Annotated in this window: 11 protein-coding genes; 6 read left to right on the top strand and 5 right to left on the bottom strand. The window is 60.4% G+C overall.

The window, feature by feature from the left end; all coding sequences use genetic code 11:
- Positions 1-677 (top strand): hypothetical protein (locus AC8GFZ_RS13035; protein ID WP_506645332.1); only part of this gene is annotated, 677 nt, incomplete at its 5' end.
- A gap of 195 nt (positions 678-872) precedes the next feature.
- On the opposite strand, the gene AC8GFZ_RS13030 is transcribed toward AC8GFZ_RS13035, so the two are convergent.
- Entirely contained in the window at positions 873-3827 is a 2955-nt protein-coding gene (locus tag AC8GFZ_RS13030; protein WP_506645331.1) for a DNA topoisomerase III, read from the bottom strand.
- Positions 3828-3957: 130 nt separating this feature from the next.
- Here AC8GFZ_RS13030 and AC8GFZ_RS13025 point away from each other — a divergent pair, with 130 nt between their 5' ends.
- The 3 genes from AC8GFZ_RS13025 to AC8GFZ_RS13015 are packed head-to-tail and all read left to right on the top strand — an operon-like array spanning position 3958 to position 5597.
- Positions 3958-4542, top strand: coding sequence for an SET domain-containing protein (locus tag AC8GFZ_RS13025; protein ID WP_506645330.1), 585 nt, complete (start codon positions 3958-3960; stop codon positions 4540-4542).
- Between the two features lie 4 nt (positions 4543-4546).
- The gene (locus AC8GFZ_RS13020) at positions 4547-5386 is read left to right on the top strand and encodes a biotin--[acetyl-CoA-carboxylase] ligase (protein ID WP_506645329.1); all 840 of its coding nucleotides are present in this window, start codon (positions 4547-4549) and stop codon (positions 5384-5386) included.
- Complete coding sequence (locus AC8GFZ_RS13015; RefSeq protein WP_506645328.1) at positions 5379-5597, top strand: hypothetical protein; 219 nt, start codon at positions 5379-5381, stop codon at positions 5595-5597. Before AC8GFZ_RS13020 ends, AC8GFZ_RS13015 begins: the two co-directional genes overlap by 8 nt.
- A 29-nt stretch (positions 5598-5626) precedes the next feature.
- Here AC8GFZ_RS13015 and AC8GFZ_RS13010 read toward each other — a convergent pair whose 3' ends face one another.
- Entirely contained in the window at positions 5627-7264 is a 1638-nt protein-coding gene (locus AC8GFZ_RS13010) for an ABC transporter permease (protein WP_506645327.1), read from the bottom strand.
- Between the two features lie 59 nt (positions 7265-7323).
- Here AC8GFZ_RS13010 and AC8GFZ_RS13005 point away from each other — a divergent pair, with 59 nt between their 5' ends.
- Both AC8GFZ_RS13005 and AC8GFZ_RS13000 read left to right on the top strand, forming a co-directional pair.
- Entirely contained in the window at positions 7324-8484 is a 1161-nt protein-coding gene (locus AC8GFZ_RS13005) for an ABC transporter ATP-binding protein (RefSeq protein ID WP_506645326.1), read from the top strand.
- The gene (locus tag AC8GFZ_RS13000) at positions 8481-9131 is read left to right on the top strand and encodes a glutathione S-transferase family protein (protein ID WP_506645325.1); all 651 of its coding nucleotides are present in this window, start codon (positions 8481-8483) and stop codon (positions 9129-9131) included. Before AC8GFZ_RS13005 ends, AC8GFZ_RS13000 begins: the two co-directional genes overlap by 4 nt.
- 37 nt (positions 9132-9168) lie before the next feature.
- Here AC8GFZ_RS13000 and AC8GFZ_RS12995 read toward each other — a convergent pair whose 3' ends face one another.
- From AC8GFZ_RS12995 to AC8GFZ_RS12985, 3 genes are all read right to left on the bottom strand, one after another.
- Positions 9169-10611 (bottom strand): sensor histidine kinase, encoded by a 1443-nt coding sequence (locus tag AC8GFZ_RS12995; RefSeq protein WP_506645324.1) that lies wholly within the window; start codon positions 10609-10611, stop codon positions 9169-9171.
- 17 nt (positions 10612-10628) lie between these two features.
- A complete protein-coding gene (locus AC8GFZ_RS12990) occupies positions 10629-11303 on the bottom strand; it encodes a response regulator (RefSeq protein WP_506645323.1) in 675 nt (224 codons plus the stop codon).
- Between the two features lie 79 nt (positions 11304-11382).
- Positions 11383-11862, bottom strand: a complete 480-nt coding sequence (locus AC8GFZ_RS12985; protein ID WP_506645322.1) for a MarR family winged helix-turn-helix transcriptional regulator — start codon at positions 11860-11862, stop codon at positions 11383-11385.
- Between the last annotated feature and the right edge of the window lie 20 nt (positions 11863-11882).

The following is an 11882-nucleotide window of genomic DNA, read 5'->3' as shown; positions in this document are numbered from 1 at the left end:
CAAATACCTCGTCTAAATTTGCAAGAAATCTACATCCATTAACGCAACAACTTGCAAATTTGCCGACAGGATTTACACCATATCTTCAATTAATTCATATGCTTATGAATTGTTCAGGGCGGACTAAAGAGTCAAGTGAAATTAATGTGCCATTGCCCAAAGAATGTATAGAGGCAAAGAACCGGATTTTTGAACAACTTCAACGTGACCAATGTGTAGTTGGGTTTAGGCTGGGAGACTTTCCAGTCATACCAAGAGTGAATTTCCATTTGTATATAGAAAGGGTAGTAGATGAAAAGCCCATTTACCGCGGACAAACCAAAATAATTGTTTCAAGCCCTGACTGGCTTAAAAAAAGATCTTGGCGCGGAAGGATTGAAATAATTGACACACAAGAAAGATCATTTGACTTTGAACTGAGCCTTACCCGTAACTTTTGGCAAGGAGTTCAAGATAATCTATTTCCATTGCAAACTGCAGATGCTATGCAAGTTCAACTTATCGAATATCCCTCTCGGAAAATCAAGTACTCTGTCGCCAGAGTTTTAAGTTACAACAATATTGAAATTGATCAACCCATTCCAGAAGATCTAGTTAACAGTTTGTTTGTCGAGTCTGGCCCAATAAACTCTGCTGATTTACAAGCCCAAAAAAACTTATTTGATTTGGACCATTGAAAAATAAGCAGGCATCAACATCGAAAGAGATCGGTCTCTTACAATAAATGGCGCATGAGGCAGGTCGGCCGTAGCCGACGTTGTGCAAGCATGGAGGCGAGGCCGAGCCTGCTCAGGCGCCGTGGTGAGATTGCTTCGGGGCTAAAGCCCCTCGCAATGACGACAGATTGCTTCGCTGCGCTCGCAATGACGGCGTCAGCTCAAATGCGCCCCAATCAACCCCGCCAACTCAAACATCCCAACTGAGTCTTTGCCAAACACGGTTTTGAGTTTGGCGTCGCATTGGATGGTGCGCTTGTCTTTGGGGTCTTGCAAGCCGTTGGCCTTGATGTAGTCCCACAGCTTTTTCATCACCTCGGTGCGGGCCACGGCCTCGGGGCCAATCACCGCGGCTAAAGCTTCGCTGGGCGCTTTGCCCGCAGCGGTTTTGCGCGGGGCTTTGGGCTTGGCGTCTTTGGCCGTCTTTGCCGCAGCTTTCTTCGCCGCAGGGGTCTTTTTGCCGGGCATGGTTTTGCCCGCCGCTTTGACCAAGGCGCGGGTGGTGGGTGCACCACCTTTTTTCGGGTACTTGCTGGGCTCGAAGGCAAAGCTCACTTTGCCAGCCTCGGCGTCGTAAGTCAGATAGGCCTTGAACGCTCGTCGGGTGCGCATGGAGACAAACTTCTCCAGCAAATCGGTTTTGCCCTCGGAGAGCAGCTTTTTGATTTGGTCGTGTTCAATCACCTGTTGCAAAATGACGCGGCCGGTTTTGAAGTCGCAACTCGGCGTGGGCTGGGCGTTGGTGGGCACGGATTTGCTGCACACATAGTTAGAGCCATGCTCATGCACCGCAGAGCCGCACTTGGGGCAAGCGCCCAAATTCTCGGCCTCGCCAAACTCCACGATCTCGCCGCTCTCGGCGTTTTTGTCGTCGCCGAAGTCAAACTCCAGCTTCCAGTTTTTCTCTTCTTCGTTGAATTTGAGCGCAATTTCGGCGGTGAAAGGCCAACCCGCTTTGGAGCGGAAACCTTCCAAGGGGCCGATCTTTTTGTCGTGCAAAAACTGCTCCACCTCGGCGGGCTCAAAGGTGCGCCCAGCCGGTGTTTTGCCAAACGAGAAGCCGCAGCCTGGGCCCTCTATCTCGCCGTCGGCATTGGTGGTGGCCACCGCGCCTGGTTTGCCGATGCAGGTGTAGCGGCGGTAGTTTTCTTTCACCACGCCGCCGCAGGTGGGGCAAGGCGTGGTGAGGGTGGCGTAGTCGCCGGGGATGGTGTCGCGGTCGTATTCCTTGGCCTTTTTCACCATGCGACCGGTCATCTCGGCGATGTCTTTCATGAAGTCTTCGCGCGATAACTGGCCTTTTTCCATTTGCGACAGCTTGAACTCCCAGTCGCCGGTGAGGTCGGCGCGTGAGAGTTCCTCGACCCCCAAGCCACGCAAGAGCGTCATCAGCTGGAACGCTTTGGCGGTGGGAATGAGTTCTCGCCCTTCGCGCAGCATGTATTTTTCGTTCAGCAAACCCTCGATGATGGATGAGCGCGTGGCGGGTGTGCCCAAGCCTTTTTCTTGCATGGCTTCGCGCAGCTCGTCGTCTTCCACGGTTTTGCCCGCACCTTCCATCGCGCCCAACAAAGTGGCCTCGGTGTAGCGTGCGGGTGGGCGGGTTTTCAGGCCCTTGGGGTCGGCCTCGCTCACCTTGGGCTTTTCGCCCGCTGCGAGCTTGACCAAAATCTTGCCGGACTCTTTGTCTTCTTCCTCGTCCACTTCTTTGCCATATATGGCCTGCCAGCCCGGCTCGACCAGCACACGGCCAGTGGTTTTGAAGTGGTGGGTCTTGCCGGCAGCGGCCACTTGGCTGATGCGGGTGGTGTCCATGAACTGGGCGGCGGGGTAGAACACCGCGATGAAGCGGCGCACCACAAAGTCGTAGAGTTTTTGCTCGGCATCCGACAAGCCGCTGGGCGCTTCCAAGGTGGGGATGATGGCAAAGTGGTCGCTGACCTTCGCGTTGTCAAACACCTTTTTGCTGGGCTTGATGTAGCCCTGCGCGATGGCGGTTTTGGCAAACGGTGCGAGGTGGCCCATGCCGCTGTTGGCCAGCATTTGCATGGTGTCTTTGACCGTGGGCAGGTAGTCCTCGGGCAGGTGGCGCGAGTCGGTACGCGGGTAGGTCAGCGCCTTGTGGCGCTCGTACAGGCTTTGCGCCAGCGACAGCGTGGTTTTGGCCGAGAAGCCAAAGCGGCCATTGGCTTCGCGCTGCAAGGTGGTCAAGTCAAACAGGCCCGGGCTGCCCTTGCTGCTGGGCTTGCTTTCTTCAGTGACGGTGGCGGTTTGGTGTCGCACCGCGTCGGCAATGGCTTGCGCTTCGCTCAAGGACCACACACGGTCTTCTTTGATTTCCTTGTCGTCGGCGTTGGCCTTGTGCGTGGGGTTGAACCATTTGCCCGCATAAGCGCCGGCCGTGGCGGCAAAGCTGGCGTGAATTTCCCAGTAGTCGCGGCTGATGAATTTGCGGATCAGCTCTTCGCGCTCGACCACCACCGACAGCGTGGGCGTTTGCACCCGACCGACCGTGGTGAGGAAGAAGCCGCCATCGCGCGAGTTGAAGGCGGTGAAGGCGCGGGTGCCGTTGATGCCCACCAGCCAGTCGGCCTCGGAGCGGCTGCGGGCCGCGTCGGCCAAGCCTTGCATTTGCGCGGCGCTTCTCAAGCTGCCAAAGCCGTCGCGGATGGCTTGCGGCGTCATCGATTGCAGCCACAGGCGCTGAACCGGTTTGTCCAAAGGCTTTTTGCCGCCGGCGTATTGCTCGATCAAGCGGAAGATCAGTTCGCCCTCGCGCCCCGCGTCACAGGCGTTGATGATGGCGCTCACATCTTTGCGCTTGGCTTGTTTGACCACGGCGGCCAGGCGGGATTTGGTTTTATCGACGGGCTTTAAGTCGAAGTAAGGCGGGATGACCGGCAGGTGCGCAAAGCTCCACTTGCCGCGCTTGACGTCAAACTCTTCGGGCGCTTGGATTTCCACCAAATGGCCCACCGCGCTGGTGACCACAAAGGTGTCGTTCTCGAAATGATCGTCGTGTTTTTCAAACTTGCCCGCGCTCGGCGTCAAGGCGCGAACGATGTCTTGTGCCACAGAGGGCTTCTCGGCGATGACCAGTGTTTTGCTCATGAAAAATAACTTCCTTGTGTTGCCTTGTGTCTGGGGCTTTGCGGGTCATGGCATGACCCTACAATGCGCCTCTCGCACGCGCACGCGCGCGCACGCATGTGCATGTATATAAATTAACAGAGTTTTGACCTTGTCCAAAAACCCCTCCGTTTTGCCCCCATCGGGTCGTCGCATTCAAACCCGTCGTTCGGGCGTGCATGGCAAGGGCGTGTTCGCCGTTCAGCCCATCGCACAAGGCGAGAAGGTGATCGAATATGTGGGCGAGGTCATCACCTGGAAAGAGGCCGATCGGCGCCACCCGCACAACCCCAAAGACCCCAACCACACCTTTTACTTTCACCTCGACGACAAACATGTCCTCGACGCCCTGTATGGTGGCAACTCATCGCGCTGGATCAACCACGCCTGCGAGCCCAATTGCGAAGCCGATGTGGAAGACAAGCGGGTGTTCATCAAAGCGCTGCGCGACATCCAACCGGGTGAAGAACTCAATTACGACTATGGCTTGGTCATCGACAGCCCACTGACGCCTGAGCTCAAGGCCGAATACGCCTGCTGGTGCGGAGCCCCCAGTTGCCGCGGCACCATGCTGGCCAGCAGCGACGACGAGAAAAAATCCAAAAAGAAGTCCAAGAAAAAGGACAAAAAGCGCCAGAAGTCCAAAGACAAACGCCGCGAACAACGGCGCAAGGCTAAATCGGCTGATCGGGACTGACCCGATGTCGGTGTTGCCCCCTTGGAATGACCAGGCGGTGCAAGCCCTCACCAGCCACGTGCGACGGCTATGCCCGGATGCTGGCGTAGAGGTGGTGGCGCACATCGATTCCACCAACAGCGAGTTGATGCGTCGCGGCCACGGGCGCGACAACCCGCCCACCTTGTTGGTGGCCTTGTCGCAAACCGCAGGTCGGGGGCGCATGGGCCGGGCTTGGCAGTCCCAGCCGGGCGATGGATTGACTTTTTCTTGGGGCATGCACTTGGCACCTACCGATTGGTCGGGCTTGTCCTTGGCCGTGGGCCTGGCCTTGGTGGATGCCTTGGACCCAGATGGGCAATGGGGCTTGCAGCTGAAGTGGCCCAACGACCTGTGTTGGCAAAGCGCCGGCGCGGTGCGCAAGCTGGGTGGCATCTTGATCGAAACCCAAATGGCAGCCGCCAGCGCTGAAACACCGGCGCGGCGCTGGTGTGTGGTGGGTGTGGGCTTGAACTTGCAAACGCCCGCTATCGATGGGGCAGGTCTGGCGCCAGTGGGTTGGCGTGAGATCACCGGTGAGACAACGTCCCATGGCCCCGACATCTTGCAAGCCTGCATGACCACCTTGGTGCCCGCCATGCAAGCCTTTGAGCGGCACGGATTTGGGCCGTTGGCCGAGCGTTTTGCCCAGCGCGATGCCTTGCGCGGTCAAACGGTGGTTCTCAGTGATGGTCGCTCTGGCACCGCGCAGGGGGTGGATGCCCAAGGCGCGTTGCGGGTGCAAACGGCCCAAGGGCTGCAGTCGGTGCACAGCGCCGAGGTGAGCGTGCGCCCCATCGCTGCGCAGGGTGTGAGCCATGTTTGACCGCCGCGCTGTGGTGTTGCTGTTGTTGTGGGCCAACTTGATTTTTTGGGGTTGGTCCAATGGCTGGTTCAGCGCTGTGGGTTGGGCGCCTGCCACCGAATCGGAGCCGCAGCGGATCGACCAACAGGTCACGCCCTATAAGCTGCAATTGCTCAAAGACAAATCCCCCGTCGACACCACAACCCCAGGCCCCAACGACAGCAAATCCTGAGGGCTAGCGCTGGGGGCGCTAACGGTCGCTCACGATGGCTGTGGGCGTTGGCGCAAGCTGCGGCTGAGCAGCATCACCGGCACCAAGCCCACCAGCACCAGGGCCAGCGAGGGCAGGGCGGCTTCGGCCAAGCGTTCGTCGCGGGCCAATTGGTAGGCCATCACGGCCAAGGTGTCGGTGTCAAAAGGGCGCAGCATCAAGGTGGCGGGCAACTCCTTCATCACATCCACCAGCACGAGCAAGAAGGCGGCCACCAGTGAGCGTTGTAGCAAGGGCATGTGCACCTTTTGTACCAGGGTGCGCGCCGAGGTGCCCAGCATGCGTGCGCTTTCGTCCAGGCTGACAGGGATGCGGGCGTAGCCGCTTTGCACCGACTGCAAGGCCACCGCCACAAATCGCACCAAATATGCCCACACCAAGCCCAAAACAGTCGCGGTGATCCAGATGCCCGCTTGGCTGTTGGGCCAGGTTTGTTGCAACCAGCCCAAGGGCAGCAACAGCCCGACCACAATCACCACGCCGGGCACGGCATAACCCAGCCCCGCCCATTGCACCGCCCAGCGGCTGAGCCGGTGTTGACCCAGACGGGCTTGGTAAGCCAGAGCCAAGGCCAAGCCCACGGCCAATACCGCGGTCATCGCGCCCAGGCGCAGGCTGTTCCAGGTCCAGTCGACAAAACGCATCCACGGCAAACCGGTGTCGCCCGCTTGGGCCAGGGCCGTGAGCAGCAGCAGCACCGGCACACCAAACCCCAGCAGCACGGGCATGCTGCACAAGGCCCAGGCCAGTGCGGCTTGGGCGCCGTGCAAGCGCAGGGCTTGGGCCTCACTGCCGTGGGTGCCGCCGCTGGTGCTGGCAAAGCGCAAACGCGATTGGGCTGATTGCTCGAGCTTGAGCATCAAGGCCACCAGCAGCAGCAAGCTGGTGGCCAGTTGGGCTGCGGCCACCCGGTTGTCCATCACCAACCAAGCTTTGTAAATGCCAGCGGTGAAGGTTTGCACGCCAAAGTAACTCGCCACCCCAAAGTCGGCCAAGGTTTCCATCAGCGCCAGTGCGGTACCCGCTGCAATGGCCGGTCGGGCCAAGGGCAGGGCCAGTTGCCAAATGCGCCGCCACAAGGGCGCGCCCAGCAAACGGGCCGCCTCCATCAGCGGGGTGGCGCGCTCGGTCAAGGCGGTGCGTGCCAGCAAATACACATAGGGGTACAGGCTCAGGCTGAGCACCAAGGCGGCGCCCCACAGGCTGCGGATGTCGGGCCACAAGGCGCCTTGCAGCCCGCTGGCTTGGCGCAGCCACATTTGCAGGGGGCCGCTGTACTGCAAAAAGTCGGTATAGGCATAGGCCACCACATAGGCGGGCATGGCCAGGGGCAGTAGCAAAGCCCATTCCAGGGTTTTGCGGCCCGGAAAATCAAACAAGCTCACGGCCAAGGCCGTGCCACTGCCCAGCACCACCACGCCAACGCCCACCAGCAAGCACAGCAATACGCTCGTCAAGGCGTAATCGGGCAACACGGTGTGGACCATCTCGCGCAAGATGGCAGCGCTGCCGCTGCTCCATTGGAGCCAAGACGCCAACACCATGAGCACGGGCAAAAGCAGCAATGCCGTGAGCACAGCCAGGCTGGCGCTGGACAGTGGCAGCGAAGAAAGCGAGGGGCGACGCATGAGGGAGCCGATTGTAGGGACGCGCCTGGGCGCCAAAGGGCCTGCCTACAATGCCTTGCATGGCCGTTGACGTCACACAATTACAGGTGCATTACCCCGGGCGCGAGCAACCGGCGGTGGCGGGTGTGAACTTGCGCCTGGCCGCTGGCGAGATGGGCGTGCTGATTGGCCCCTCGGGCTGCGGCAAAACCACTTTGTTGCGCGCCATTGCCGGTTTGGAGCCGGTGAGTGAGGGCACCATCCGCATTGAACATGAGGTGGTCAGCAGCGCCACGGTGCAGATCGCGCCGGAAAAGCGTCGTGTGGGCATGGTGTTCCAAGACTATGCCCTGTTCCCCCACATGGACGTGGCCACCAATGTGGGCTTTGGCTTGCATGGCTGGGCCCGTGACAAACGCCAAGCCCGGGTGCAAGCCGTGTTGGACTTGGTCGGGCTGTCATCGTCGGCCCAGCGCTTGCCGCACCAGCTCAGCGGCGGCCAGCGGCAACGCGTGGCACTGGCGCGGGCGTTGGCGCCCCAACCCCAGTTGTTGTTGCTCGATGAGCCGTTTTCCAACCTCGATGTGGACTTGCGCGAACGCTTGGCCCAAGAGGTGCGCGCCATTCTTAAAGAGGCCCAGACCACGGCCTTGTTTGTTACCCATGACCAAATGGAGGCGTTTGCCCTGGGCGACGTGATTGGCGTGATGTCCGAAGGGCGCTTGCACCAGTGGGGCGATGCTTACAGCCTGTACCACCGCCCGGCCACCCGTTTTGTGGCCGAATTCATTGGCCACGGCGTGTTCACCCACGCCACGCTGCGCCAAGACGGCAACCAGGTGGTGGTGCAAACCCCCTTGGGCGAGCTCACCGATGTGGCCGAGTTGCCCCTGCCTTGTGCCCTGGCCAGTGGCGAGTGTGATGTGCTGCTGCGCGCCGATGACATCGTGCACGATGACGACGCACCGGTGAAGGCCGAGATCATGCGCAAGTCGTTTCGCGGCTCAGAGTTTTTGTACACCTTGCGTTTGCACACCGGCGAGACGGTGTTGGCCCATGTGCCCAGCCACCATGACCACAAAGTGGGCGAGTGGATTGGCATTCGCGCGCAGGTCGACCATGTGGTGACCTTCAACCGCGCTTGCCACATGGGCGGGCGCGAGCTGTGTCAGATGCCGTGCAATGTGCCCATGCCCCCATCCATACATGTACCCCTTCAAGCCCAGGAGCAAAAAACATGAGTATTCAGCTGTACTTTTCACCCGGCGCGTGTTCGTTTGTGCCCCACCTCATGCTGGAAAAAGCCGGAGTGCCCTTTGAGCCCATCATGGTCAAGCTGCACAAAGGCGAGCAACTCACACCGGAATTCAAAGCCATCAATCCCAATGGCCAGGTGCCGGTGTTGGTCGATGGTGGCGAGGTGCTGACGCAAATCTTGGCCATGGTGGGGTATTTGGACAAACGCTTTCCCCAGGCCCACCTCCTGCCAGATGCGCCCATGGCGCGGGCGCGGGCCATCGAAACCCTGTCTTGGCTCAACAACACGGTGCACCCGACCTTCACCCATGTGTTCATGCCGCACAAATACAGCGACCAACCTGCGGTGCAAGCCGAGATCCGCAACCATGCGCTGCCGCAGTACCGCGCGTTGATACACGCCTTGCAAGCGCGGGTGATGGCGCTGCCAGAGGGCGAATGGCTGGCTGGGGTGCACTTGGGCCCCGTGGACGCTTATGCCCTGACCGCCACCCGATGGGCCACCATGGCCGGCATTGCCCCGACCGAGATGCCCGATTTATGGGCGTATGTGCAGCGGGTGGCTGCCGATGACGTGGTGCAACGGGTGATCGAGCGAGAGCGCTTGAACCTCAATATGCACAAGCCCTGAGCCACTGGGCGCGATCAGCACATCGCTGCTGTGCAGTTCAGGGGCGGGCGCTGCTGAAGCAGACCGTGAACAAAGCCCCCGGTGAGGTCTGGTTGGGGTGGGCGTATTCAATCGTCACCTTTGCGCCGTGTTTGGCGGCGATTTCCATCACGATGGGCAGGCCCAGCCCAGAGCCGTCTGCTTCATTGCCCAAGGCGCGGTAAAACGGTTGGAACACCAATTCGCGCTCACCCGGTGCGATGCCAGGGCCAGAGTCTTCTACTTGCAGCCACACCGATTGACCGTCGGCTTGGGGCAACACCCGGGCCGTGACCACGCCCGGCTTGGCGGTGCTTGACGGGGTGTAGTTGATGGCGTTGTCCACCAAGTTGCGGATCAACTCTTTGAGCAAGGTGGGGTGGCCAATGGTCCAAGCCGAGCGGGTGTCCACATCCGGCCCTTCGTAACCCAGGTCGATGGCGCGGTCCATGGCGCGCGGCAGCGAGTCTTGCACCACCTCCAAGGTTAACGCCACCAAGTCACACGCCTGGGTGGGGATGACGGCACCGGTGCTCTCGGCACGCGCCAGTGACAGCAGTTGGTTGACGGTGTGGGTGGCGCGCATGCTCGAGCGGCCAATTTGCACCAGTGACTTCTTGAGTTCTTCGGCGCTGGCGCCGGCGCGCTGCGCCAAGTCGGCTTGCATGCGCAAGCCTGCCAGGGGGGTTTTGAGCTGGTGCGCCGCATCGGCCAAAAAGCGCTTTTGGGTGGCGATCGAATCTTTCAGCCGGGTCAGCAAGTCATTGATGGACGACACCAGCGGCGCCACCTCCAGGGGCACCACCCGGTCGTCCAGAGGGCTTAAGTCGTCGGGCTTGCGCAACCGGATGCGCTCTTCGAGTTGGCTCAGCGGCTTGATGCCCCGCGCCAAGGCCAGCCACACCAGCAGCACGGCCAAGGGCAAGATGACAAACTGCGGCAGCATCACGCCCTTAATGATTTCTGTGGCCAACACCGAGCGTTTGCCCAAGGTCTCGCCCACTTGCACCAGGGCCGCCGGGCTGTCCATGCTTTGGGGGTAGACCCACATATAAGCCACCCGAATGGCGACCCCGCGCATGGCATCGTCGCGAAACTGTGTCACCCCTTCGCCCGCCCCAGGTGGGATGTCGGGTGGGGGGAAGTCGCGGTCACCACTGAGCAGTTCGCCATCGGGGCCGAGCACTTGAAAGTACACCTCGTCCACCTCATCGGCGCGCAAAATGTCACGCGCTGCGCCGGGCAAATTGAATTGGGTTTTGCGTTGCGGATCGGTGCGCACCAATTGCGCCAAGGCCTGTGCGTTGTATTCCAGGCCGCGGTCAAAAGGCTGACTGGCAATGCCTTGGGCCACCAGCCACGTCAGCGCCAAGCTGACGGGCCACAGCAGCAGCAGCGGGGTGAGCATCCAATCCAGAATTTCGCCAAACAGCGAGCGCTGTTCGCGTTGAAAAATCTTCATGGCATGGGGTCAGGCCCTCAGGCCGGTATTTTTTCCAGGCAATAGCCCAAGCCGCGCACGGTGGCAATGCGAATCGGGCCTTTTTCAATCTTTTTGCGCAAGCGGTGGATGTACACCTCAATGGCGTTGTTGCTCACCTCTTCGCCCCATTCGCACAGGTGCTCCACCAGTTGGTCTTTGCTGACCAAGCGGCCCGAGCGTTGCAGCAGCACTTCCAGCAAGCCCAATTCGCGCGCCGACAGCTCGACCATCTTGCCGTCGATGGTGGCCACCCGACCCGTCTGGTCATACACCAGTGGTCCGTGCTTGATGGTGGAGGTGGCCCCACCCATGCCGCGCCGGGTCAGGGCGCGCACCCGCGCTTCCAGCTCTTGCAGAGAAAACGGTTTGGCCATGTAGTCGTCAGCCCCATAGTCCAAGCCCTTGACACGTTCCTCGACGCTGTCGGCTGCAGTGAGGATGAGCACCGGCATCGAAGAGCCGCGTGAGCGCATGCGTTTGAGCACTTCCAGGCCATGCATTTTGGGCAAGCCCAGGTCCAGGATGAGCAAATCAAACTCGTCGGTCGTCATCAAGGCGGCATCGGCTTCGCTGCCGCTGGCCACATGGTCCACGGCTGCGCCAGAAGCGCGCAGCGTGCGCAACAAACCGTCGGCCAATACCTGATCGTCTTCGGCGATGAGTATGCGCATGGTCTATCTCCTCGTTGTAGCCCTTGTTTGGTTCATTCTAGGGGGCAGCAGCGCGCGCCAAATGGGTATTAGCCATAGGTCAGCGCCATCCCTGGGCATAGGCCTCCAGGCCCAAGGCCACCACCGTGGCCACCTCAGGCCCCACTTCTCGGCGGAACTCGGTTTGGGCCTGCGCCACGGCTTGTTTGAACGCTTCCAGCCAAGCCAAGCCATCGGGCGTGAAGGTGATCCGCTTGGCCCGGGCGTCGGTGCCGTCGGGTAAGCGCTGCACCAAGCCCCAGGCCTCGCATTGATCCACCAGGGTACCCATGGCCTGCTTGCTCATGCCCGCCAAATCGGCCAATTCGCTCAGGCGCGAGCCCTCCAGCGCCAAGTGGCGCGTGATGTGGATGTGGGCCGCGCTGATTTGGTCGCGCGCGGCCAAGTTGGACAAGGCCAGCGGCACATCTACGTTGTGCGCCATCAGGTACAAGACCCGCGCGTCAAAGCGGCGCATGGCGTGGCCCAGCAAGCGGCCCAGGTGTAGCTGGCGCCAGTCAGGCTGTAAATGCTTGCTCAACGTAGCGCCTCTTGGCGGCC

The organism is Limnohabitans rimovensis (SeqCode) (genome assembly GCF_965234775.1).
GTDB lineage: Bacteria > Pseudomonadota > Gammaproteobacteria > Burkholderiales > Burkholderiaceae_C > Limnohabitans > Limnohabitans rimovensis.
Note: the sequence above shows the minus strand (reverse complement) of the source record. Positions and strands in the feature narration are given on the sequence as shown.